General features: G+C 45.1%; 22 protein-coding genes, 2 tRNA genes and 1 other annotated feature (1 of these 25 running past the window's edge). Of the genes, 18 read left to right on the forward strand and 6 right to left on the reverse strand.

The genetic code is table 11. The features are described from left to right. Positions 1-216: a binding site (T-box leader), on the reverse strand (it extends 24 nt beyond the left edge of the window). A gap of 586 nt (positions 217-802) precedes the next feature. The 12 genes from RXV91_RS07555 to argS all read left to right on the forward strand — a co-directional run bounded on the left by RXV91_RS07555 (position 803) and on the right by argS (position 14,242). Beyond that, positions 803-2,440, forward strand: coding sequence for a hypothetical protein (locus tag RXV91_RS07555; protein WP_316439376.1), 1,638 nt, complete (start codon positions 803-805; stop codon positions 2,438-2,440). Then, positions 2,418-3,593, forward strand: a complete 1,176-nt coding sequence (sat, locus tag RXV91_RS07560; protein ID WP_011101379.1) for a sulfate adenylyltransferase — start codon at positions 2,418-2,420, stop codon at positions 3,591-3,593. Before RXV91_RS07555 ends, sat begins: the two co-directional genes overlap by 23 nt. A gap of 2 nt (positions 3,594-3,595) precedes the next feature. Continuing rightward, positions 3,596-4,219, forward strand: a complete 624-nt coding sequence (gene cysC, locus RXV91_RS07565; RefSeq protein ID WP_013355452.1) for an adenylyl-sulfate kinase — start codon at positions 3,596-3,598, stop codon at positions 4,217-4,219. After that, positions 4,209-5,165, forward strand: a complete 957-nt coding sequence (locus RXV91_RS07570; protein ID WP_316439377.1) for a bifunctional oligoribonuclease/PAP phosphatase NrnA — start codon at positions 4,209-4,211, stop codon at positions 5,163-5,165. Before cysC ends, RXV91_RS07570 begins: the two co-directional genes overlap by 11 nt. 221 nt (positions 5,166-5,386) lie before the next feature. Then, positions 5,387-7,126, forward strand: a complete 1,740-nt coding sequence (locus RXV91_RS07575; protein WP_316439378.1) for an aryl-sulfate sulfotransferase — start codon at positions 5,387-5,389, stop codon at positions 7,124-7,126. 508 nt (positions 7,127-7,634) lie between these two features. After that, positions 7,635-9,410: an SLC13 family permease gene (locus tag RXV91_RS07580; RefSeq protein ID WP_060684322.1), complete on the forward strand. Its 1,776-nt coding sequence runs from the start codon at positions 7,635-7,637 to the stop codon at positions 9,408-9,410. A gap of 274 nt (positions 9,411-9,684) precedes the next feature. Then, complete coding sequence (locus RXV91_RS07585) at positions 9,685-11,076, forward strand: MATE family efflux transporter (protein ID WP_316439379.1); 1,392 nt, start codon at positions 9,685-9,687, stop codon at positions 11,074-11,076. 126 nt (positions 11,077-11,202) lie between these two features. Next, positions 11,203-11,448, forward strand: a complete 246-nt coding sequence (locus RXV91_RS07590; protein WP_316439380.1) for a DUF2187 domain-containing protein — start codon at positions 11,203-11,205, stop codon at positions 11,446-11,448. Positions 11,449-11,510: 62 nt separating this feature from the next. Then, positions 11,511-11,581: transfer RNA gene (locus tag RXV91_RS07595), tRNA-Gly, on the forward strand. A gap of 56 nt (positions 11,582-11,637) precedes the next feature. Beyond that, positions 11,638-11,712, forward strand: a tRNA-Asp gene (locus RXV91_RS07600). Positions 11,713-11,835: 123 nt separating this feature from the next. Beyond that, positions 11,836-12,282 (forward strand): GNAT family N-acetyltransferase, encoded by a 447-nt coding sequence (locus RXV91_RS07605; protein ID WP_316439381.1) that lies wholly within the window; start codon positions 11,836-11,838, stop codon positions 12,280-12,282. A 271-nt stretch (positions 12,283-12,553) separates the two neighbouring features. Continuing rightward, entirely contained in the window at positions 12,554-14,242 is a 1,689-nt protein-coding gene (argS, locus tag RXV91_RS07610; protein ID WP_003643128.1) for an arginine--tRNA ligase, read from the forward strand. Positions 14,243-14,447: 205 nt separating this feature from the next. On the opposite strand, the gene RXV91_RS07615 is transcribed toward argS, so the two are convergent. After that, entirely contained in the window at positions 14,448-14,924 is a 477-nt protein-coding gene (locus RXV91_RS07615) for a hypothetical protein (RefSeq protein WP_316439382.1), read from the reverse strand. A 259-nt stretch (positions 14,925-15,183) separates the two neighbouring features. Between RXV91_RS07615 and RXV91_RS07620 the strand changes: the two genes are divergently transcribed. Both RXV91_RS07620 and RXV91_RS07625 read left to right on the forward strand, forming a co-directional pair. Then, complete coding sequence (locus tag RXV91_RS07620) at positions 15,184-17,178, forward strand: ATP-binding cassette domain-containing protein (protein WP_316439383.1); 1,995 nt, start codon at positions 15,184-15,186, stop codon at positions 17,176-17,178. 683 nt (positions 17,179-17,861) lie between these two features. Next, positions 17,862-18,518, forward strand: coding sequence for a hypothetical protein (locus tag RXV91_RS07625; RefSeq protein ID WP_003643125.1), 657 nt, complete (start codon positions 17,862-17,864; stop codon positions 18,516-18,518). A 202-nt stretch (positions 18,519-18,720) separates the two neighbouring features. Here RXV91_RS07625 and RXV91_RS07630 read toward each other — a convergent pair whose 3' ends face one another. The 5 genes from RXV91_RS07630 to RXV91_RS07650 all read right to left on the reverse strand — a co-directional run bounded on the left by RXV91_RS07630 (position 18,721) and on the right by RXV91_RS07650 (position 22,584). Then, on the reverse strand, positions 18,721-19,005 hold the full coding sequence (locus tag RXV91_RS07630) for a hypothetical protein (RefSeq protein ID WP_316439384.1): 285 nt from the start codon (positions 19,003-19,005) through the stop codon (positions 18,721-18,723). Positions 19,006-19,010: 5 nt separating this feature from the next. Beyond that, positions 19,011-19,907: an MFS transporter gene (locus RXV91_RS07635; RefSeq protein WP_316439385.1), complete on the reverse strand. Its 897-nt coding sequence runs from the start codon at positions 19,905-19,907 to the stop codon at positions 19,011-19,013. Beyond that, positions 19,907-20,518 carry a L,D-transpeptidase gene (locus RXV91_RS07640; RefSeq protein WP_316439386.1) on the reverse strand — a complete coding sequence of 204 codons (612 nt, stop codon included), beginning with the start codon at positions 20,516-20,518 and terminating at the stop codon, positions 19,907-19,909. Before RXV91_RS07640 ends, RXV91_RS07635 begins: the two co-directional genes overlap by 1 nt. Positions 20,519-20,787: 269 nt before the next feature. Then, positions 20,788-21,030, reverse strand: a complete 243-nt coding sequence (gene dltC / locus RXV91_RS07645) for a D-alanine--poly(phosphoribitol) ligase subunit DltC (RefSeq protein WP_316439387.1) — start codon at positions 21,028-21,030, stop codon at positions 20,788-20,790. 102 nt (positions 21,031-21,132) lie between these two features. Further along, positions 21,133-22,584 (reverse strand): PLP-dependent aminotransferase family protein, encoded by a 1,452-nt coding sequence (locus tag RXV91_RS07650; protein ID WP_057137438.1) that lies wholly within the window; start codon positions 22,582-22,584, stop codon positions 21,133-21,135. A gap of 234 nt (positions 22,585-22,818) precedes the next feature. On the opposite strand from RXV91_RS07650, the gene RXV91_RS07655 reads away from it, so the two are divergent. The 4 genes from RXV91_RS07655 (at position 22,819) to RXV91_RS07670 (ending at position 25,453) form a co-directional block, all read left to right on the forward strand. Next, positions 22,819-23,427, forward strand: a complete 609-nt coding sequence (locus RXV91_RS07655) for a LysE/ArgO family amino acid transporter (protein WP_003645229.1) — start codon at positions 22,819-22,821, stop codon at positions 23,425-23,427. A 65-nt stretch (positions 23,428-23,492) separates the two neighbouring features. Next, positions 23,493-24,614 carry an aminotransferase gene (locus tag RXV91_RS07660; RefSeq protein ID WP_316439388.1) on the forward strand — a complete coding sequence of 374 codons (1,122 nt, stop codon included), beginning with the start codon at positions 23,493-23,495 and terminating at the stop codon, positions 24,612-24,614. A 177-nt stretch (positions 24,615-24,791) separates the two neighbouring features. After that, positions 24,792-25,253: an arginine repressor gene (argR, locus tag RXV91_RS07665; protein ID WP_316439389.1), complete on the forward strand. Its 462-nt coding sequence runs from the start codon at positions 24,792-24,794 to the stop codon at positions 25,251-25,253. A 77-nt stretch (positions 25,254-25,330) separates the two neighbouring features. Then, entirely contained in the window at positions 25,331-25,453 is a 123-nt protein-coding gene (locus tag RXV91_RS07670) for a hypothetical protein (RefSeq protein ID WP_003643109.1), read from the forward strand. Positions 25,454-25,598: the final 145 nt, after the last annotated feature.

The raw sequence follows: 25,598 nt of genomic DNA on the forward strand, positions 1-25,598 counted from the left end.
GGTACCACCTTAATTTGTCAATACCTCACGATATTGACCTCAATCCGTACGTTTCATACGGAAGCTTATTAACAGTAGCTAACTGTCATCACCTGGCGAAAGCTCAGTGGTGCCGTTTGGAGGCCATTTTTCATCAATCGTTTTCCGGTTTGGTTTGCACTATTCCAAACTCACTGCACGGGTAGCGATGATTACTTTCCTCTTCAGGACGTTTACTTGTTTTATGATTGATTAGAAAATACCACCAATTTCTAATTTAGTCAAATCATTTTTTAATCTTTTACGCATGTTCAAGGCACAATGTGACGCACTCGCTATTTGAAGCCAGGCAAGTAAGAAACGTGGTGTGAACAGCCACTAGTCTTTGCCAGCAATCGTTGTTGGATTCCGACCGCTAGAGCTGGTGAACATTGTTGAAACACAGCTCCCACATGGTTGGGTTGACATTGTAGGGCTTCATAACAGGGGCGTTGCGCTAAGCATTCAATTAAGGATTAAGTTGGTTAAGGGTGCTGACGATATTGAGGAAAATCAGGCACTTGGGTGATCAATGTACTGGTATAAAGAGATTTTTACAGTCCTAAAATTTGAATATTTCATCAAAACTGTGGGTGAATGTCCTAATCTACACTCAGCAGATTACCAGGAGCGTACTTGTTAAAAGAGCTAAATTTCATGAAATCATCATATTTTTTTCGAGTTAAGGGTACTTATTTTCACAATTAACTTGCTAGTATATTTGTTGAGCCCACTAACGAATTATCAAAGATCAAATAAATAATAATGATTAGGATGATGAAGAATGAGTCAAAGCTTATGGCAACGATTGTTTAATCACCGTCAACAAACGAAACAGGCCGTATTAATTCTTGGAAGTGGCCGTTCCGGGACATCGGTAATGACTAAGTGTGTTAATTTGATGGGTATTTCTCTCGGGACTGATAACCTGCTGGCACCTAGTAAGCGGATCAATCCGAAAGGCTATTTTGAGAATAAAGATGTCATCAATATTCACAAGTCACTTGGAAGTCGCATTCGGTACCGGCCAGCCTTCAAGGGTTACTATGATAGCTCGAAAATCAAAAAGGACCGGGTAGCGTTAACCACGTACTTACGAAATTTTTTTGAGAATGAACAGTATCTGGCGATTAAAGACCCGCGGATGAATGATTATATCGAATTGTGGCAACATGTTTTGGCTGACGTTGAGGTTCAACCGGCCGAGATCGTCTTGCTACGTAATCCAATGGACGTGGTCAATTCGAATGAGCGCGCCTGGCACCGTGATACCACGCTCGCAATGCGTCAATGGCAAGTCCGGACGTTGCTTTCATTACGTGATACCGACCGTGAGCACCGCATTTTAGTCACGTACGAAGATCTGTTTGGTCAGACACTGACGACGTTGCAACAAATCGCGACCCAATTTAACTTACCGTGGACGAGCGACGAGACGGCCCTCCAAGCGCAAATCGATGACTTCATCGATCCAGCACTCCAAAAGAGTGATAGCGGTGAAAGTTTAGCTGATTTTGAAGCTCGAATGGACGTGGAACCCGATGTTAAGGCGCTTTACTTACTAGGCCGTCAAGCTGCGGCTGACCCGGATTACTTCGCCTCGGCTGAATTTCAACAGCGCATCGACGAGATGACTAACGAGTATTTAGCCAAGTATGGCGCTTTATACCGGGACTTTAACGTCAAGATCAATAGTAAAACGTTCTTTGTATTCGGCGAAAATCAAGCCCAGGTTGATCAGGTCAACACGACTTTACGAAATGGTCAAGTCAAGATGGTCGGCACAGAAGCTGACAGTCATGAGGTTGCTGAAGATTTGAGCGAACGGTTGAATAATAATACGATTGCCATTCAGACGTACCCCTTAGATTATTTAGTGGTCGAGCAAAAGGAAGCCCTGAATAATTATCTCCGTAAAAACGCGAAACGCGAGACGTTATGGGGGATTGGGGATGCTAAAAACAATGAAATCGTTGAAATGTTAACGACAGTCAGTGCCGAGTTAGGTGCGGATACGCATAACGTGGTGATTGCAGATGACTTAACGGCCATCACTGATGAACGTGAGCGCCGATTAGCGATTCAACACTTAGTACGGGCGTTGCACGCGGTTGAACAGCCACCATACTTGGTCCTGATGGCTGACGAACTGGGAACCCCTGCGTCGCAAAGTGCGGTGACGGCTTTTATTGCTGCTGAACCGACCAAGGCAGCGCCATTACGAGACGAACAGCCGGACGAAACGTTCAAGCTGCGGACCCCGCTAGACATGGATGAGGTGGCGGCAACTTTAACAGCGTTGTGTCGACATGCGAGTCAGGATGAACAACAGCAAGCCGCATTGAACCATTTTGTAAGTCTTAATTATGATGAAATTTTAAACGTGAAAGGTGATCAATATGCAAACAGTGTACGGAATTAAAGCTCATGGTGGTAAGTTAGTTAATTTAGAAGATTTTAGTGAAGCAACGCGTCAGGCTGCTGAGCAGCTGCCAAGTTTAACCATCAATAATTGGAATATCTCAGACTTGGAATTAATTGGGATTGGTGGTTTTAGCCCCCTGACTGGCTTCATGGTCAGTGATGATTACCATTCAGTGGTCAACACGATGCACTTGAAGAGTGGCGTTATCTGGAGTGTACCAATTACGCTGGGTGTGTCCCAAGCGGATGCTGATAAGATTGAATTGAATACTAAGATTGCTTTGAAGGGCGCTGACGGCGTCATTTATGGCACGATGCAAGTTGAAGATAAGTTTGTTCCAGACAAGCAATTGGAAGCCCAAAACGTCTACAAGACCACCGACGAAGCCCATCCAGGTGTTAAACGTTTGTATGCCAATGGTGACGTCTACTTGGGTGGTGCAATTAAATTGTTGCATAAGCCAGATCATGGTGCTTTTAGTGATTATTATATGGAACCATTAGAAACTCGGAAGATGTTCCATGACCTCGGCTGGAAGCGGATCGTTGGGTTCCAGACACGGAATCCAATTCATCGGGCGCATGAATATATTCAAAAATTAGCTTTGGAAAACGTCGATGGGTTATTCTTAAATCCATTGGTTGGTGAGACCAAGGCGGATGATATTCCAGCAGATGTTCGGATGGAAAGTTATAAGACGATTCTGAAGTATTACTATCCAGAAGACCGTGTTCGGTTGGTCATTTATCCAGCCGCGATGCGGTATGCTGGTCCTAAGGAAGCCATCTTACACGCAATCGTTCGTAAAAACTATGGTTGTACTGACTTTATCGTCGGTCGTGACCATGCTGGTGTGGGTGACTATTACGGGACCTATGAAGCCCAAGAATTAATCACTTCGGTCGAAGATGAGATGGGCATGCACTTCTTCAAGTTCGATAATTCCTTCTACTGCAAAAAGTGTGGTTCAATGGCAACGCAGAAGACTTGCCCACACGGTGCCGAAGATCACATCTCATTGAGTGGGACGAAGGTGCGTAAGATGCTGGCTGATGGTGTTGTACCACCAAAGGAAGTTTCACGTCCCGAAGTTGCCCGGGTCCTCATCGACGGGTTGAAGCGTAAACGTGAACAGCAACAGGAGGTCTAAGCATGGTGAAATCAGATAATATTACTTGGCATCAATCGCAAGTTAGCAAGGCCGAACGGCAAGCGCTGAACCATCATAAAAGTGTGGTTTTATGGTTTACTGGCCTGTCCGGCTCCGGTAAGTCGACGATTGCGAATGCCGTTGAAAAAGCATTATTTGACCAACAAGTTGGTAGTTACGTTTTAGACGGCGACAATATGCGCTTTGGCTTGAATAAGAATTTAGGCTTCTCAGCTGAAGACCGTGAAGAAAATATTCGCCGAATCGGCGAAGTTGCCAAACTATTTGTCGATGCTGGCGTGATTACGTTGACGGCTTTCATTTCACCATATCGGGCCGACCGTGATAAAGTGCGGGCGAACCTTGAGGTCGATGAGTTTATTGAAGTGTTCGTCGACACGCCGCTTGAAGTTTGCGAACAACGAGATGTGAAACAATTGTACGCGAAGGCGCGTCGTGGTGAAATCACGGGCTTTACAGGCATCGATGCACCATACGAAGCACCTATCGATCCTGAGATTACGATTGACACGTCCAAACAACCACTGACCGCTTCCGTCCAACAAGTATTGAATTACTTGGCGGAACACCATTACGTCAGTTTGGCTACTGCAAATGAAAACTAGTGCAATCATTACTGCCATCACAAAATCGATTGTGAAAATGGACCGAATCTTGGTCTATCGTCATACGAATCCGGATCCCGATGCAATCGGGGCACAATTTGGACTAGTCGCCTTGCTCAAAGCGGCTTACCCGGAGAAACTCGTTGTGGCGATGGCCCCAGTTCCGGGCCATTTGGCGTGGATCGATACAACCGATGGGCAGTTAGTGACCCCACAAGCAACGGACTTAGTCATTGCCGTAGATTGTGCTAACCATGAGCGCCTAGCTGGGGAGTTGCCAACAGGTGCTTTTGTGATCAAAATCGACCATCACCCGAATCACGATCCCTATGGGCAACTGAACTGGGTCGATGAAACTTATAGCAGTTGCTCGGAGATGATTTATGAGTTGGCGCAAGCGGGTCGTTTTATAGTGACGGCGGCCGTTGCAACCAAGCTATATGCCGGAATTATCGGCGATACGGTGCGCTTTTCAACTCCCGAGACGTCCACTCGAACCCTAAAGATTGCTAGTGCACTCGCGGCAACGGACATTGATATTGCCACTATTAGTCACCACGAAATGGACTTAACGCCAGCACTCAGCAAGTTGTATGGGTACGTCCTGAGTGAACAAACTATTGAGCCAAGTGGTCTGGCACACGTTGTCTTACCGCAACGGCTATTTAGTGACTTGGGTCTGGAATATGGCGATGAGGATGCGATTGTCCCGTTGCCCGGTAACCTGACGACGGTCAAAGTTTGGTTGTTCTTCATTGAAACCCCACAGGGGCAATATCGTGTACATTTCCGTTCGAAAGCAATCAACGTCAATGCGGTCGCAAAAGCGTTTAATGGCGGCGGCCATCCGTTAGCAAGTGGGGCATTTGTCCCGGATCTAGTGACAGTTGGACAAGTCATTGAGCAAATGCAGACGCAAATATTAGCTGCGACGACAGTAGATTGAGTATAATAAATTTAATATAAACTGAACTGGTTCGTTTCGGCATGGCAATTGTTAGTCATTCTATGTCGGTCACGTGAGTTGCCACGGGAAGGTTAGGCTGCCAATATCAGCGGCGTGAGTCTAATATTCTGGCTGACAAAATGGGCATGTTGTTGGAGTAGCGGTCGTGAGGAATTAACTAGTGTCAGAAAAAATAGTGAGATAGGGTCGGTGAAAGGTAAATGAAAAAGCGAAATTGGTTGATTGCGCTGATTGTCGTTGTGATTGTCGCAATTGGCGGTAGTTTTGGGTATTATAAGTATCATCAGACAACAACGACGACAGCGACCACCAGTAAGGTACGTTCGGCGAGTGCGACGAAGAAGGACATCAACACGCGACTAGTCAAGACTGAGATTAAGGCCCAGTCGAGTGAGACGGCGACGCTGAAGAAAGCGGTCGCCAATAAGACTTACAACGTTAATAACATGTACACGAAGGTTAACCCATACGGAGTGTCTCCGTTATCCGCCAAGGTGATTTTCCAGACGACCAAGGCTGCCAAGGTCAGTTATACGGTGGTCGGCAAGAGTAGTAAGACTTCAATTTCTAATACGGTCAATAAGTACACAACGAGTCATGATTTGACCGTGCTGGGGTTATACGCCAACACGAATAATCAGGTCAAGATTAAGGTGACTTATAAGGATGGCACGTCGACGACCCAGACGATCCGACTGAAAACGGCGAAGTTACCATCGGCGTTGACCGATTTTAAGATCAACGTTAAGAAGGCTAACAAACAAAAAATGGTCTTAGGGACTGGTAATTCGAAGCTGACATTTATGGTTCGGACGACGATCTCTGGTAGCAAGCAGTCTAAAAACTTATCGTTCGGGATGGATGCGGATGGTAATATTCGGTGGTATACAACGCGGCCAACTTCCCATATTTTCAAACAACTTAACAATGGGCATTTATTGATTTGGACCAAATCGAATGCTAAGAATTCATATTTTGATGAGTTAGTTGAAATGGATTATACGGGTAAAGTTTATAAGACTTATAAATTTAATCATAAAGCCTGGGGTAAGGCTAAGGGTTCTGAGAAGCAGAACCATAATCAGGTCCACCATGACGTAACGGAATTGCCAAACGGTGATCTGATTGCGACCGTTTCCGATGGCGGCCGGACCTATGTCGAAGACACAATGATTGTTATTTCGCATAAGACGGGTAAGATCATCAAGGTCATTAACATGAAGAATATCCTACCTGCGAAATTCTACACGAAGTACAACGCGACGAAGTCTAGTAAATACATGGGCAAGAAGGATTGGTTCCACCAAAATTCGGTCTACTATGATAAAACGGATAAGAGTCTGATTATTTCCAGTCGTAATCAGAACTTAGTGATGAAGATCGATTACAAGACTGAAAAGATCAAATGGATCTTGTCTGGTAAAAAGACTTCCGCATGGCCGAAATCATACCGCAAGTACTTGCTGAAGGCTAGTGGTAAGATTGCTTGGCCGGGTGGGCAACATGCAGCAATTGTCGATCCAAGCACGTTGGGCAAGAAAAATTCGCTTAATGTGATGATCTTTAACAATAATATTGCGGTTGGAACAACCAAAAAATCGTTGGCAGCTTCATCTGGTAAGTACTCAGAAGGTGTCGAATACCATATTAACGAAAAGACCAAGACGATTTCTCAAGTTGGTAGTTATGGTAAGTCGTTGGGTGAAAAGAATTTTGCCAATATTATTGGTTCTAATCGTTACTTGAGTGCTTCGAATCGGCTAATTGATTTTGGTTGGTTGAATAATGGTAAATCAGCTAATATTATTGAATACGATTTGAAGAGCAATCAACAGGTGTTTAACGTTGAATTAACGGGCCTTCCAAGCGGTGGTTATGTCTACCGGGCCGAACGCTTCTCGTTGTATCCAACGAAGCACACGTATGGTATTAATGAATAAGGACAATCGAATGTAAAACGGGCGCTCATGACTAGATGGATCATCTGGTCGGGGCGCCTGTTTGCGTGTTGATCCAATCAGGATACTGATGGCGAGATGGTCGTTAGTGGCCCGTTATGAAAAATATGGCTCAATGGCGGACTAGTCATAATATCGGTTGATCAATAACTGCGGAAAATGATTGCCGGTTGATTAGCTAGGCGTCACTTTTGAATGCTTGATAATCAATATTTCGTCACCCGCACGCCTTCAAGCGCGTCCGTTCTTAAACCAGTCGTCAGCCCGAAAAGGTCGTTTTCAAAGTTGTGACTGGATGTTAATAAAAAAGACACAATTTAGTCGCAAAATCATCCGCAAAAGCTAGAATAATTTCATACCGTGTCGCATTTATGTTCACATTCCAAGTCTACAATGGTTCTTATGTTGAACGCGCGACGGATATAGGATGATTATGAGCAGTGGCGCAAGACTCAGCGAGATGAAAATTAGTTGAAGCGGAGCGATGACGATGACCTTAAATATTGCAATTGTTTTAATCACGTTATTAGTATCATTTATATTAATGGCCATGGAAGTTACGACCCCGAACGCCGTAATTTTGTGTGCCTTAGCGTTTTTGATGTTTGTCGGCATCTTGTCGCCAACGGACGCACTGTCAGGTTTTGCTAACGACGGATTAGCGACAATTGCACTGATGTATATTATTGCCTATGCCATTGCCAAAAGTAATATTATTACCCGCTTATTTGACCGGATTCTCGGCGATGGTCACAGCGAGAAGCGTTCCTTATTACGGTTGCTAGCTAGTGTGAGTGTGATTTCACCATTTATGAACAATACCCCGATTGTGTCCACTTTGACACCGATGGTCCAGCGTTGGACGAAGCAGAAGGGGATGGCAATCTCAAAGTTCTTGATCCCACTATCCTACGCCACGATTCTGAGTGGGTTGTTGACCGTTCTAGGGACTTCGACCAATCTAGTGGCACAAGGGTTATTATCTAAGTACAAATTAGCACAATTTGGTACCTTTGACTTGGCTGTCATCGGGATTCCTATCACGATTATCGGATTGATTTACTTATTGACGATCGGGTACCGCATGTTACCGACCTATTATGGGAGTAGTGTTGACGATGTTGTTGCTGAACCGAATGATTACTTGATTGAAATGACGATCGGCGATGAGTTTGAACACCTCAATCAAACGGTGGTCGCCGCCAAACTTCGTAATTTACCGCGCTCTTTCTTAGTGGCGATTAATCGGAGTGGTCAGTCGATCGTGCCGGTGACGGATGAGACGATTCTACAGTTAGGTGACCGTCTTTACTTCACTGGAAATTTTGATTGTATTAATGATCTTATGAATATTAAAGGTCTAATACCAAGTACTCAGAAAATCAATATGACTGATATCACCAATGAACGGGTCCGGCTTGTCGAAGTCTCCATTCCGGATACGTCCAGTTTGGTGAACCAAACGGTCAAATCAGCGCGTTTCCGCAATGTCTTTGGGAGTGTCGTCGTCGCAATTCGACGCAACGATGTCAACCTCGAAGGGCATCTCGGAAGTATTCGCTTAAAAGGCGGGGACAACTTGGTCATGATTACCACTGGTGAACCAGACGAGCTGGCAAGTCTCAAAGATTTACACGTCTTTAATTCACAACCAGTGAAGTCCCGGAAACATACTTATAAGGATGTTTTACCGATTGTTTTATTGGTTGCAACAATCATCGTGTCGACTATGGGCGTGATTGATTTGTTCGTTGGTCTGGCGGCCTCGTGCGTGGTACTTTTCTTGACGAAATGCGTTTCAATCAGCGATATTGTGAAGGCGGTCGATATGAACGTGTTGTTTTTAGTGGCTAGTAGTTATGGACTTGGGCTTGCGATGTCGAACGTGGGTGCTGATAAGTTTATCGCGAAGTCATTGGTAGCAATTACCGGGAATGCGTCACCAATCATCTATATGTTCCTGATTTATTTCGTGACCAATTTCTTAACGGCCATCTTGTCCAATGCGGCGGCGTTATCACTGATGTTTCCAGTGGTCGTTTCCGCAGCAAAGTTGGAAAATCTACCCGTGATGATGCTTGTTATGCTGATTACGATTGCTGCGACGGCGGACTTTTCAACGCCAATCGGGTACCAAACAAACTTGATTGTTTACGGCCCTGGACATTATAAGTTCACGGACTACTTTAAAGTCGGAATTCCGTTAAATTTGATTTGTATGGTCGTTTGTGTGTTTGTGTCCTATTACTATTATATGGTGCTGTAATGTGATTTAATCGAATCTAAAAGACTTGTGGGCGTCCGCTGACAAGTCTTTTGTGTTGGTTAGTAAATCGGTGACAGCTTAGCACAGTGAAATGGCCTTATAAAGTAAATCAAGACGACCAATTCACTGATCAAAATAAAATATTTAATATTTGCGAACAAAGGACTAGTATTATAAATCTAAAGTTGATATACTAGCAAAGTTTGCTTGTCTGACAAAGCACCGAGAAAACGATTACAAGCACGTCATCTTAATTAATGAAAGGAGTGCGAAAATGAACGATTTAACAAAGGGAAAACCGCTAAAATTAATTTTTTGGTTTACGATTCCGTTACTAATCGGTAACATTTTTCAGCAATTTTATAGTTTATCGGACACGTTGATTGTTGGTCAGACGTTAGGGGTTAAAGCCCTAGCGGCAGTTGGATCAACTGGTAGTGTTCAGTTTTTGATCATTGGCTTTGCGCAGGGGTTAACCGCTGGCTTATCCATATTAACAGCCCAGCATTTTGGGGCACGTGATTTTAAAGCGGTGCGGCGCAGTTTTGCGATTAGTATCGTAGTTAGTTTAATTGTTGGGATTATTTTGACGATTCTGTCGTTGATTTTTGTTGACCATATCTTGTTGTTGATGCAAACGCCAACGGATATCATTGCGGATGCGCGGACGTTCTTACAAATTATGCTTGGCGGGATGCTGGCACCAATTGCGTTCAACCTGTTGTCAAACATCATTCGCGCACTCGGTGATAGTCGCACGCCTTTATGGTTTTTGATTATCAGCGCGTTAATTAATATTGGCTTGGAATTGTTATTCATCTTGGCTTTCAAATGGGGCATTGCCGGGGCGAGCTGGGCAACCATTTTAGCGCAAACCATTGCAACGCTCATGTGTGTGGTTTACATCATCGTCAAAGTGCCCATCTTGCACATTGGGCGGCGCCACTTCAAGTTGGTTTGGTCAGAAGTGAAGGCCCATCTGAATGTTGGGTTACCCATGGCCTTTCAGATGTCGATCATCGCGATTGGAACGATCGTGTTACAAGCGGCACTGAATAGTCTTGGCACTAACTCAGTGGCGGCCACGACTGCCGCTCAGAAAATCGACCAAGTCGCGACTCAGCCATTAATGTCTTTTGGGGTCACCATGGCGACTTTCGCGGCTCAGAATTATGGCGCTCAGCAGTATGAACGGATTATCACGGGAGTCAAACAGACCATGTGGTTGTCGGGGAGCTTTAGTGTGGCTGCCGGTTTGATTGAAATTGTTTGGGGCAAGCAACTCGTGGGGTTCTTCGTTGGTCATCAGGACATGGCGGTATTGAACTTATCCCAGACGTATTTTAACGTCATCGGGAGTACGTATATTCTATTATCAATGTTATTTATTATGCGTAATACCTTGCAAGGGCTTGGACGCAGCGCGATTCCAACTTTGGCAGGCGCGGCGGAACTCTTTATGCGGGTGTTTGCAGCACTGATCTTAGTTCGGATCTTCGATTACGCCGGTGCTTGTAGTTCGGAGCCGTTAGCTTGGTTAGGGTCGTGTGCCGTGCTTTTGCCTGCTTATATCAAATCGGTCCACGATTTACGACAACAGGCCCGCATGACAAACACGGTCGCAGAAGGGGCCGAACCAATATTAAACGATTCTGAAAAATTGTAATTAAGGCTTGCAACCAAGTGGATTATTTGATAATATTTGTTATCAATTTTATTTTAAAGTCACTCATATAATCTCCCGGACACCTGTGGACGGGGCATGAATTGAAAAACGTTAAGGAGTTTACAAATGGCCGTAGAATTAAAAATTGGCGATTACGTCGCTGGTAAGAAGTTTGCTTCGTTAGAACATGATTTCAAGGGTGAAATTGAAAAAGTGTATGAAAATTCAGTCTTGATCTTAATTAAGGAATTTCAAAAAGCTGACGAACCAATTGTTAACGAGTATAACCACCGCGCAGTTGTTCGTAAGGAAGATGCTAAGCTCATTAAAGCGGCTCCAAAGCCGAAAGTCGTCCCAGAAAAAGAAGACTAAAAATTTATAAATAACCATGACAACAGAAAAAATGTATGCTATACTAATTTCTGTTGTCAAATGCGGGTGTAGTTTAGTGGTAAAATTCAAGCTTCCCAAGCTTGCGTCGCGGGTCCGATTCCCGTCACCCGCTTTGCTATTAATCATTTCGGTTAGTAGTCATTGTATTCTCAAGCTCCTTGAGCGCATGGTCCGTTGGTCTAGTTGGTTTAGGACGCCTGCCTGTCACGCAGGAGATCACGAGTTCGAGTCTCGTACGGACCGTCAATAGATGATGATAATCAAGAACGTTAGTCAGCAATGACCCGTTCTTTTTTATTGAGTAAAAATCAAGATGACTAATAGTTGACCAGATAGGTGATCACCAGTAATCGTTAAGGAGCGCAAATGCAATTTATAACAACATCTTTCGATGAGTTAACTGTTCGGCAGTTACAACAGATTTACAAGTTACGAGTGGCGGTTTTTGTCGTCGAACAGGCCTGTCCGTATCAAGAAGTCGACGATACGGACTTGATGGCTTGGCATTTACGGGGGCTGGATTCAACGGGACAGTTGCTAGTATATGCGCGATTAATGCGTGAAGCCAACCAGCAGGCCCGTATCGGCCGGGTGATCACTAATCCGGCGGTGCGGGGGCACGGCTACGGACAGCAGTTGCTCCAACAAGCGATTGAGCAGATTCAAGCGTTGTGGCCTTCCACGACGCAAATCAATATTCAGGCCCAGCATTACTTGGATCGCTTCTACCGTGGATTTGGTTTTCAACCAGTCTCTGGCGTTTATTTAGAAGATGGGATTCCGCATCAGGATATGATTTTAACGTTGAGCTAGTCAAAACGGCTGAATTCTGTTATACTAACGCATGGTAAAAATATATACGTCTAATGAGAAAGAATAGTACGATGAACGTTTAGACCAGCGAGTTCGGGACGATGGGAGCCGAATCTAAGCATCATTGGAAGCGCGCTTTTGAAGACGACAATTCGATAATAAGTGGATGTCATATCAATTAGAGTGGTACCGCGGGCACGTCTCGTCTCTTACATGTTTTTAAATATGTGAGGGACTTTTTTTGTTCCGTAAGACAATCAAGGAGGACAATATGGATTATAAACAACTCGTCGCAGCGGCCTTAGCGCCGGCACTACCAGATTTAACGCAGGAAGCAATTCTAGACAAGATTGAACAACCAAAGACGTCTAAGCAGGGGGACTTGGCTTTTCCAACCTTCACCTTAGCCAAAACGTTACACAAGGCACCTCAAATGATTGCCAGCGACATCGTCGAAAAAGTCGATGGCAGTGACTTTGAAAAAGTTGTTGCAATGGGCCCGTACGTTAACTTCTTCTTCAAGAAAGATGCGTTTGCAGCCGATATTTTAAATCAAGTGTTGTCGAATGGTGGTCATTTTGGTGATGCTAAGCTCGGTGAAGCGGGTCAAGTTCCCATCGATATGTCATCGCCAAACATTGCCAAACCAATCTCAATGGGTCATTTACGTTCAACAGTGATTGGGAATTCTTTGGCAAATATTTTAAGTAAGTTGGATTACCAACCCGTTAAGATCAACCACTTAGGTGACTGGGGCACACAGTTCGGTAAGTTGATCACGGCCTACAAAATGTGGGGAAGCGAAGCTGAGGTCAAAGCTGATCCAATCAATAACTTATTAAAATACTATGTGCGTTTCCATAAAGAAGACGTTGATCATCCTGAAATGGATGACGAGGCGCGTGAATGGTTCAAAAAGTTGGAAAATGGTGATGAAGAAGCCACTCATCTGTGGTCATGGTTCCGCTCAGAATCATTGAAAGCGTTCAAGAAGATTTACCAACGTTTGGATATCGACTTTGATTCCTTCAAAGGTGAGGCCTTCTACAATGATAAGATGCAAGAAGTTGTCGACATCTTGGAAGACAAGCACCTCTTGCAAGAAAGTCAAGGCGCCGAAGTGGTGGATTTAAGCAAGTATGACTTGAATCCCGCATTGATTAAAAAATCAGATGGCGCGACCTTATACATCACGCGGGACTTGGCGGCCGCAATTTACCGGAAACGGACTTATGATTTCGTGCAGTCCCTCTACGTCGTTGGGAATGAACAGACCAACCACTTTAAGCAATTAAAGGCTGTGTTGACCGAGATGGGCTTTGACTGGGCTGACCAGATCCACCACATTCCATTTGGTTTGATTACTTCGGGTGGTAAGAAGTTGTCAACTCGGAGTGGCCGGGTCATCCTGCTTGATAAGGTCTTGGACGATGCGGTTGCGTTAGCTCATGAACAAATCGAAGCCAAGAATCCGGACTTGCCTAACAAGGATGAAGTTGCGGATGCGGTTGGGATTGGCGCTGTGGTCTTCCATGATTTGAAGAACGAACGGATGAACAGCTTTGACTTTAACTTGGAAGAAGTGGTTCGTTTCGAAGGTGAGACTGGGCCATACGTGCAGTACGCCCATGCACGCGCTGAAAGTATCTTACGTAAAGCTGGTAGTCCAGAAATTGCGGCAACCGAGCAAACGTTAAGCGACCCAGCCGCTTGGGATACCTTGAAGTTATTGAGTGAATTCCCAGCGACTGTAGTACGTGCCAGCACGGAATACGAACCATCCGTTATTGCTAAGTATGCGATCCACTTAGCCAAGGCATACAACAAGTATTATGCTAACACCAAAATCTTAGTTGAAGATGATGAATTAAACGCTCGTCTGGCTTTGGTCAAGAGTGTCAGCATCGTCCTGAAGGAAGCCCTTCGCTTACTTGGCGTTAAGGCTCCCGATGAAATGTAATTAGAATTAATTAACAACTGTTCAAATTTGAACGCCACGCATACTAAACCGGCCGTTAAAGCCGGGCGAGAATGCGTGGCGTTTTTTTGTTGCGGCCGTAGAGGCACGGAACTCGATATACAACCGATGGCGAACGCAGGTTGCGAACCAATCGCAGAAATCGCAAGTAGGTAGCGGAGGCCCACTATTGTAACTGGAAACAGACTTATCGTGTGAAGTGGATCATCAGTCGACGAATCAAGGCTTTACCGCCCCGGCCGAGTAAAATGATCCCGATCAACGGCCAAGATAGTAACAATAGGCAACCATGAATGACAAAGGAAACACTGATCGATATCATATCGTCACGATATTCATTTTGAGAGAGCAACATATCACGGCTACTGACGGGATTGACGGCGTTATGATAAATTTGAGTGATTGTTTGATGTTGGCCGGTCGCATCATTCAGGGCACGTGAAGCGACTGAAATCATTCGAAAGGGGTTATGGGCAAGTCGTGGCAATAGGCACATTAGGAGTGGATGGCCGAAGAAGTATGCGGAAGTCAGATAGAGGTTGGTTAACGTCCAATGTAGGTGAAAACGGCCACTGGGGTCTGCGGTGACGGCATAAAAAGCAATCACGAAAAAAATCGCGCAACGAATATAGTCGGAACCGATTAAGCTGAGAGCCTTTTTCATGGTTATCCCTCCTGGCTGTGTTTTCTTCAGATAAACGATCAAACTGGATTGAAGGCGCCGTGATGCTTACAAATGACCGCCCATCCGAGTTAGTGAAACCAAGCATGATTTATGTCTGATTATAAGTTGGTGTGATGATCGAAGCAAACATTAAAATCTTAATAAGGCAACTTCCAGTACTAAAATTTTAATGACCTGTTTAGTCGTCCGGGGTGGTATTCTGAAAGCTAATTCAAAATGCCATATTGGGGGCTTGGTGATGAGCTACTTAGAACTAACAAATATTTGTAAGAACTATCAGGTTGGCAAACAAACATTCAACGTCTTGAAGGACATTAACTTGCAGTTTGAACTCGGTGAGTTTGTGGCGATTGTCGGTGAATCAGGTGGTGGTAAGACAACCTTGATGAATATTATTGGGGGACTAGACCATGATTTCACGGGAATCGTCAGTATCGCTGGACAATCACTTGATTATCATCATGAGCGCCAGCTGGATCAGTACCGGCGCGAAGTCATTGGCTATATATCACAGACCTACAATCTAATCGGTCATTTGACCGTGCTTGAGAATGTCCTGCTAGCCTTAGATATGACTAAATTAAGCCATGGTGACCGATTGCGGCGGGCACACGAGCTCCTAGCAAACGTTGGCTTGACGGCACAAATAAAAAAATACCCGCAACAATTATCAGGTGGTCAAAAACAACGGGTGGCAATCGCTCGGGCATTAGCCGGTGATCCTAAAATTTTGATTGCGGATGAGCCGACTGGTGCGCTGGATGCAGACAATACCGCCGATGTCATGGTCATGCTTCAAAAAATCGCACGGGAAGGGCGCTTGGTGATTTGTGTGACCCATTCACAGCGCGTGGCGGGTGCGGCGACCCGGATTGCCGAGTTGGTGAATGGACGAATTAAGTCACAACCAGTGACCACCCAAAATGTCGGCACCACGCAAACAGTTGCGTCACTACCTGCGCGGTCACTTTCGTATTGGGTATCAGTCATGATGGCCTTCAAGCATATGCGGCATACGTGGATCTGGAATACGCTAATTGTCGTTGGCACAGCGATTGGATTATTCGCCGTCATGCTTTTCAATGGTCTGGGGACCGGCATAAAAGGGTATATTAACCACGAAATGAATGCGTTGGTGGATCCACAATCAATTATGGTCATGCACCAAGCGGATAACGCGAAGGATCGTGATGAACAGGCTGCGGCCGTCTATGATCCAGCTGTAGCCGGTGGTATCGCAGCCCGGATGCCGGTGTTCACCGACTCACAACTCACAGCGTTGCGTGACCTTAAGCACGTGACCAACGTGGAACCCGGGATTTCAGCTACAAACGCAACGATTGCGATTGGACAACAAAAGTATGCCGCACCTGAACTGACGACCTGGACGAGTAGTGACCCGACCCGGCAGTTGAAAGCAGGCCACGTGGCGGGTGACAATCAAATCGTATTAGATAAGTCTTCAATCGCGCAGAAATGGTCGGCAACGCGTTGGCGTCAGTTAGTGGGTCGGGCTGTGACTGTGAGTTATCAAACCTTCAATCAAAAAGGGCAACCCGTGACCGTGGCGCGCGTGTTGACGGTTGCCGGAATAGTAGATAGCACCTCTGAGGTCGGTTTGAATGCAGTTAACTACACCACGATGCAGTCGATGCGTTCAGCAGCACGTGTCTCAACACAACCAACGTTTGTGAGCGTTAGAATTAAGAGTCGGGTGCAGAATCAGGTCGTGGTCAATGAAATTAACCACTTATCAATTAATGGCAAGCATCCATTTGCCGCGACTAGTATTGCGGCCACTTTGGATTCGTTCAATACTTACGTTAATATTGCCACTAAAGTGTTGGCGGCGATTGCGGGGATTTCATTAATCGTTTCCGCATTAATGATTATTGTAACGATGTTCATGTCGGTCAGTGCTCGGATGCGAGAAATTGGTATTCTGCGGTCGCTGGGGGAGCGCCGGCGTGATATTCGCTGGCTATTTACTAGTGAAACGCTGATGTTAGGCATTATCAGTGCCACGTTAGCGACTGGGCTGTCCTATTTAGCTGAACGAGGGCTCAATCATGGTCTGGCTAAGCTAACTGGCGGGTATGCGCTAGTTCAGATTCAGCTCAGCAACGTAATTGCAATTTTTATAATCGCAATTATTATCGCTTGGCTTGCAGCTATTTTACCAGCAAGGCGGGCTGCGCGGGCTAATCCGATCAAAGCCTTGGCCGCTGAATAACAAGTGATTGGATAATTGCCATGATGGAAAAGTTATGTTGACCAGTCAACTTGGTTGAAGGAGTGGTAAAAAATTGTGCGAGATGTCTCAAAATAGTCGTCTTATTCAGGGGTGGTGGTCATTAATTCATTAGGTCTGGTATTAAAGACAGAAGCCAGTTCTAATATTGGCTCGCCCAGGTTACTCAGAAACTTCTGATTGAGAAAAATAAATTAGCTCGGCTAGGTTCTGGATTACTAGTCGAGCTAATTTTGATTAATATCTTCTGGTCGTAAGTAACTGGGGATGGCTATTTGACAGTTAGCGTGTACTTGAGACGTCGATGATGGTTCTTTACAAACCGTGTGCTAGTTAGTTAATTGACATAACTAAACATTATTAGTAAAAACTAATTTTTGAGGAGATAAGTAGTAATGGCGAAATTGAATTGTATCCGTTTAAATTGATCGCCACACGTGTTAGCGCTTACTTTTTATGGCCAAAACCGTGTCTTGTCAACCCTATGCAGAATTAATCCATCGTCCCCTTGACTGATTCAGCGAGTGAATTAATTCGCCAACAAACTTATCAGTGACTTCTCATAAAAAGCCCAAAGTCCCCCCTGTTATACATGCGAAACACTAGTAATTCAGCGACTGTCCGGGTATGCTGTTGGTGTAAATTAAGCTAAGGAGGATTTTGTTTTGAGGAAACAACCACAGACACTAGTCATTGGTGGAACGCAGGTTGCTAGTGGCAAAAGCCTGTTGACACTGGCGTTAGCGAACGTATTGACTAATTGGAAAATGACGGTCACCATCGTTAGTTGCAATTATCAAACCGTTACGTGGCGGACCATTCAAAAGCATCACTGCCATGAGTGGCAGTCAGATATTCGGACGGCTAACGAGCTCAATAACTTTTGGATAGCGTTGCAGGGTGTCCAGACGGATTATTTATTGATAGATCTTGATTCTACGGGTCCGAAACACGATAACTATACTTGGCTACTCAACGAGTGCTGGTTGCCATTAGCGCAACAAATTATTTTAACCTATTCGACTGAAACGGATGTCAACACGTTGTTGTATCAAGATTTAGGGGCCTTACAGTTTAGCATGGAATACACACTGACCAATCCTAAAATCTATACCGTGTTGAATCGTTATCCAGCACCAGTAGCTGTTAGGTCAGCGATGACGGCCAGTGACTTACTCCCATTCCATCGTCAATTTCAAACTCGGCACGCAGAATTCGCTGCTATGAATTTAGAGCCATTGGGTATGTTGACCGACGCCCGCCAGCATCCAGAAAAAGTTTTGGCGGATGCCACGCAAATTTTAACCAAACTTGTGGCGTAATTATGGCTAATTATTGATCAAAACGACACGCGCTGTGATGAGCAACGGGTGCTTTTTTACGGGTAGGGTGAGAATAGGCAGCTTAAAACGTTAATCTGTCCCTGGCCCGAATCCCGAAGGACTCTTTCTACTGGTACCAGCGAGTGATTGCATCCAATGGTCAAGATCTGGGTCCCTCGGCCTCAAATTAGATGAGTGTTGCTCAGCAGTTTTCATCGATATCGGATGAAGACTGCTTTTGGTTGTTCAATAAGATAATTAGCCGCGTCAAACAAAACAAGAGGATACTACCACCAAGCAAGGGGAGGGTCCAAGAACCGAGCATTAAGATCAAACGGGGTGCTAGCAAACTACCAATAACGGTAGTGGTGTCGATGACGGTTAAGACCCCCGTCATTAGAGTATTACGATTGTTTGTGGGGATTTGTTGGATAGTGGTGAAAAAACTAATGTTGGTCTGTCCGCGTAATGCACCAATTAAGAACATGGTAATCATAAGACTGGCAAAGGTCGGCGCCACATAAGTAGTAAGCACCCACCGGTGAAGGCTGTCAAAGTTAGCAGGGATTGCTTTGACCATCGTTTTAGCAATAGTGGTGCCAATAAGATACCTGTGGCGTTAGCTGTTAAGAACCAGCTAAGTGGCCAGTGACTATGCAACTTGCTGACGACGAGCCAAGGAACGGCTACTGCAATCGTCGCGTCGACCAGATAACCGAGAACGGCGTACAGTAACGACCATGTCGGCCATGATCGATGGCGGTCTAGCTTGACGGGGACAACCGCATCCGAGGAGAGATTGGAACGTGTTCGGAATTGCCAATCGAGGCCGGCTGAAACCAAGAACGCTATCCCCATTATTAAGATTAGGGTAGCCGGCGTTACCCATAGTAATGCCATCGTGACGAGCATTGTCGCGCTAACGATGGCCAACTGGCGAATCTGAGTTTGATAGCCGTTGACGATTTGAATATTTACGGGCGCAAAAAGGTCTGGCAAAATCGTTTTGTTACTGAGCTTATAAAAGACCCCAATTGATTTATTAAGAACGGCGACGATGACTAAGCAAGTGATTTGCCAACTAACCGTATTTAGTGCGTAATAGGCACCAATGAAGAGTATTCCCGTCAAAATATCCGTAATGAACATCATTTGTTTGGCTGAGTAGCATTTAAGTACCCGACCAGCTACTAGGTTCAGACCGATTGCCGGCAGCATTGTCATCACCATGACGTTGCCGAGTAACTGGGGATCACCGGTCTTTTCAATCGTTAACCAGGTGACTAGGTAAGTAAAGCCATAGAAGCCAAAAAAGGTAATTAACATGCTGCTGAGATAGCAGAGTAGATTATGGCGGTCGTTAGGATGTGGCCTAAATTCTTTTTTCATTAACTGACAACCACCGGTGTATGGTTTGAAATGTTTTCATAGAGCCATTTGGCATCAGCAATCGTCAGGCGAATACAACCATGTGAATTGGCGACTTTACCAAGTTGCTGGGCTTCTTTAACGATGTATTGATCGTTAGCATCGACTGGGACTGAGTGAAAAAGGTAAATCCCATGATCCTTGAATGAGACCCAGTAATTGGCGCCTTCACCCGATTGCGTGTTAAAAAAGTGTTGTCCTCGTTCGGCTTGGATTTCAAAGTGTCCCTTGGGGGTATCAGAGCCATGTTTGCCCGTAGAAGCAAGCATGGTATAAAGGGTCTGATCGTGGTTTTTTAAGTAGACTCGCTGTTTTTTGATTGAAACCTGAATGTTGATGTCATCGTATTTAGCCAGTTTGGGATACGGCCGTGACAGGGAGGGCTTATGCCAGTCAACGGTCTCCGGGACTGGCGTGGTTACCTTAGTTGCTGAATGACTAACTTTAGTGATTGGTCGATTACTGGCAATGGCCTGGTGGTGCCGGGCAAATAGGTGTCCGAATCCGGTAAAAATAGTTAAGCTAATTGCGCCAATCGTGACCCAGATGAGCTGATGAACACTGATTTTCAAAATACCATCCCTCACAAAAATGATTTTAGTGATTTTAGTTTACTCAGTTAGCGAACGTTTGTTTATCAAAATTGTGTAAACTTTGCATATCATTTTCGTGAAATTTTCCAAAATAAGTTGGGATAGCCGTTATCACTGGTGCCACGGGTAATGTCGGAAATCGGCAAATTAAAGTTATTTGCAGTAAACCAGCTGTTAATTAGACAATTTTTTCAGCTAATTAAAAAATCGCCATTAAGCAGCGTGCTTAACGGCGATTTGAATTTTATTTATTGTAAACTAGCGACCTTAGCCACGATTTTAGCAGGCGTTTCCCATTCAGAACGTTCAAATTCGGAAACGGGCACTTCAATACCAAGCCGATTTTGAAGTTCTAGTAACAGTTGCACGGAACCCATGGAATCTAAGATACCTTCATCAAATAAATTGGCATCCATATTGTTTGAAACATCTTCCCCAGTCAAATCTTGCAAGATCGATAGTACCGTTGCTTTAACATCATCCATGATCAAAATACGCCCCTTATCATTATTGTGAATTATTCAGTCTTCATTCTAGCATAGTTTTATCATCGATGATGGTTAATCAGGTGTATTAACGAAATCTTTACTTGATTAAACGTTAAAATTGGCGTGAATTAAATCAGTTAGAATTTTAATCCCCTGTTCAAAGCGGTCGCTGGATTCATAAGAAAAGCTCAGACGAATGTACTGATTCGGCTGGAAATCGTAGATACTACCAGGGTTGAAGAGAACGTTGTGCGCAGTGGCAAGGTCGAATAATTTGGGAATATTAATGTTGTCGGCTAAGCGGACCCACAGATAAAAGCCACCCGTGGGCGTCTGCCAAGTCGCAAAATCGTCCCAGTAATGATGCAGAATTTGTTCTGCCGCCGCGGCCTTCTTGGCAAGTACGGACCGGAAATCAGCTTGATACGTTTCATATTCAGGATCAGCTAAGATTTCTGCCAGCACAAGTTGTGACAGTGAACTAGCGCCGTAATCGGTTTGCATGCGCACGTCAGTCAAGCGATCGATGACCGGTTTGGCGGCCACCGTCCAGCCGATGCGTAATCCCGGTGCAAGGGACTTTGAGATGCTACCAAAATAAATAACGTTGCCAGTCTTATCGAGTGCCTTCAGTGGCTGTGGCGGCTGCTGATCGAACCAGACATCTTGATAAGCAGCGTCTTCTAAGATTGGTAAGCGGTGTTCTTGTGCGGTTTGTAAGACCTGTTGACGTCGCTCGGCACTCATGACGATTCCAGTCGGGTTATTGAATGTCGGAATCGTGTAAAGAATGGCATGGTGTCCCTGAATAGGGGCGTTCATCTGCCAGTACGCCAAGCCCTGACTGTCCATTGGGATGCCAGCGAGATGGGTGTGGGCCGATTGAAAGACGTGTAAAGATTTGACATAAGTAGGTGCTTCCGTGTAGATGGTGGCATCTTTGGGAAATAGTGACATTGAGACCAGTTGGAGCGCTTGTAATGATCCGGAAGTAATCAGAATGTTTTCCGGATGGGTATGAATCCCAACTTTTTCCAAGTGACGTGCAATTTGTTGTCGCAAAGCCAAAATGCCCGCAGGCTCGGTATAGTTCAAACTCGTTAACTGTTCGCCTAGATGTGCAAAGGCCCGTTGAAAAAGTGGACGAGGAAATTGTTCTGGTGCGGGTTCGCCTGTGCTTAAACGAATAACCGCATCCGTTTCAAATTGGTTGATTTTTTGGAGCGCGTGGGAATTGGGCTTGAATTGTCCTGCTTTAACATATTGCGACCAGTTGACGTGTTCCGCCAATAAGCTGGACCAATGGTTACCGGAAATAACCATCCCAGAGCCTGGATTGCTCGTAATTAAGCCGACTGCCATTAGTTCATCAAGTGCCGTAATTAGGGTGCTACGATTCACGCCGAATTGTTCGGCCAGTTTACGCTGCGCAGGAAGCTTAGCCCCAACGGCCCAATTGCCTTTCGCGATTTGTTCTTGAAAATAGTTAGTAATTTGTTGGTAAATTGGTGTGCTGACCTGTTTATTTGGTTGCCAGTTGATCGTTAAAATTGCCATGACAAACGCCTCCTGAGTGCCCATGCGGGCGAATTAAGCTGTTATTCTACTAGCCAGAAATTTGATGATTGATTCAGGTGGTTGGGTGAAAAGTGTTAAATTGGTTGGCTACAAATGAAATTATCTCTATTATAATCATCTCTGAATTAAAAGCTAGTCGGATATGACCAATTGATTGAACGATAATTGGTTGGTAAAAGAATCGAATTGGCTGGTATTAAGGAGGTCAAAAACATGCAAGTGTTTTTACAAGGATTATTATTTGGAATTGTTTACATTGCACCAATCGGGATGCAAAACTTATTTGTGGTTTCGACAGCTATTGAACAACCATTGCAACGGGCATTGCGGGTGGCTTTAATTGTAATTGCGTTTGATACGTCGCTCTCCCTGGCTTGCTTTTATGGGGTGGGCCGATTGTTGCAGACCACTCCCTGGCTCGAATTAGGGGTGTTGTTGATTGGGAGTTTATTGGTCTTTTACATTGGCTGGAATCTGTTGCGGCAAAAGGCCACGGCAATGGGGACCCTCGACGCGGACTTCTCATATAAAGCAGCGATTCTGACAGCTTTTTCGGTAGCATGGCTGAATCCGCAAGCACTGATTGATGGTTCCGTGTTGCTGGCGGCGTTTCGGGTGTCAATCCCGGCGGCACTGACCCATTTCTTTATGTTGGGGGTCATCCTAGCATCCATTATTTGGTTCATCGGTCTGACCAGCTTGATCAGTAAGTTTAAACATCTCATGCAACCACGAGTCCTACTCTGGATCAATCGAATCTGTGGTGGCATCATTATTCTATACGGCGTGAAGTTGCTAGCAACCTTCATCACGAAAATATAGTTGCGGTTACCTCTGACAATCGGTATGCTAGTCGTATTGGACTTTTTATGAGAGGGACGATACGCATGAAGATTGCTGGTTTCGGAGTGGAGGCCTGGTTAAACGCACATGAGCGTGAAGCAACCACCGATATTAGTCAAAGCTCAATCGCAGCCTTAACGATGGCAGAAATTGCGGCTTTAGACGACCAACAAGCACCACAGGATTTTTACGAAGAACTAGGGGTGGCCCGGCTGGATTATGGCTGGATCGAGGGCTCACCACGATTTAAAGAACTCGTTAGTCAGTTATACGAGCAAGTGCCATCAGCCAATGTTCTCCAAACAAATGGGGCGACCGGTGCTAATCATTTAGCAATCTATAGTTTGGTGGAACCCGGCGATCACGTGATTGCACTGTACCCGAGTTATCAGCAGCTGTATGATATTCCCAAGTCATTGGGCGCTACGGTTGATTATTGGCATATTCATGAGTCAGCGGGCTGGTTGCCGGATATTATGGAACTGCAACGATTGATCCGGCCGGAAACAAAGATGATTTTACTCAATAATGCCATCAATCCGACTGGGAGTTTACTAGATCGGACACTGTTAGAACAGGTCGTCACATTAGCTCGCTCAGTTGGGGCTTACGTTTTGGCCGATGAGGTATACGAGCCACTGGATGAAACCCCGTTCGTCTCAATTGCCGATTTGTATGAGCGTGGAATTGCGGTCAACAGTTTATCCAAGACCTATTCAGCGCCTGGTATCCGGATCGGGTGGACGGCGACACCTAGTCAAGCCATTGCTGATATTTTTCGGAAGTATCGTGATTATACGATGATCTGCGGGGGCGTTTTGAATGACCAACTGGCCGTTAGAATTTTAGTGCACCGCCAACGTGTTCTGGCGCGAAATCGGGAGTTAGTCAGTCGCAACCTCAAAATTCTGACAGATTGGGTCGCACAGGAACCGCGGGTCGAATTGATTACGCCACATGGCATTTCAGTGTCGTGTATTAAACTAATAGTACCGATCGATGATGAGACGTTCTGTCAACAATTACTGCGGGATACTGGTGTTTTATTAGTGCCGGGTTCACGTTTCGATATTCCGGGGCACGCCCGCTTAGGTTACTGTACGGATACGCTGACGTTACAACGGGGTCTGGATTTATTAGGGCAATATTTACGCCGCTTTGATTAGTTACTAGTGGACTGGCAACCGTGGTTGACTCATCACTTGTAAATAATTATACAAATTTGTTTAAGCGCATTTTCCTAATAGTGGCGGAAAATGTGCTTTTTGAAGTTCTGTGCGTAGTTTGCCAAGTGAATATTTGCTATAATGTATTCATTACAAGATTTGGGGAGGTTTCGCGACATGAAAAAGTCAGAGCGTCAAGCAGTTATCGAACAATTAATTAGTGAATATCCGATCGCTACCCAGGAAGAATTGATGGCTAAGCTTAAAGCAGAAGGCATTGCTGCGACGCAAGCGACGATTTCGCGCGATATCCGAGAGATGCAGATCGTTAAGACGCCGGATGAGCACGGTCAGACGCGGTACGCGATTTTTAAAACAGCTAACAAAAATGAACAGGACCGGCTATTTGAAACGCTACACGATGTGGTGACGAGCATTGACCGTGTTGAATTCATGAATATTATTCATACGCTACCGAGTAATGGGAATCTATTGGCGGCGATCATTGATGATTTGAACCTGCCAGAAGTGAGTGGGACCTTGGCTGGTCACGACACGATCTTTGTCGTGAGTCCGAATACGACGGTGGCCAAGCAGCTATACGAATCCTTTGCTAGTCACATTAGTAATGAAGACTGACTGTGGTGAGCAGTCTAATTGGTTGCACTAGGCCGTTGTTCACGGTATGATTATTGTCATCAAAAGAGGTGTGAGATATGAAATATACGAAGAAACGGGCGCCTCGAAAGAACCAAAAACAACGCGATGCGACCTTCGATAAATTTAAACAACAACAAAATGAGCTCAACGCTAACCGCCGGGGTGTCCGGCGCAAGTAATGGCTGAGCTAGCTTTCAAGTATGTCATATGGACGGCTCGGAAGCTTTTTTTGTTTATGGCCGTTTTATCGTAGTGACCATTAATCTGGTTACAACACGTGGCCTAGATCAGTGATTTCGACAACAACTGGCAAACATCGGGTTA

The organism is Lactiplantibacillus sp. DA1 (assembly GCF_032681335.1).
Lineage (GTDB): Bacteria > Bacillota > Bacilli > Lactobacillales > Lactobacillaceae > Lactiplantibacillus.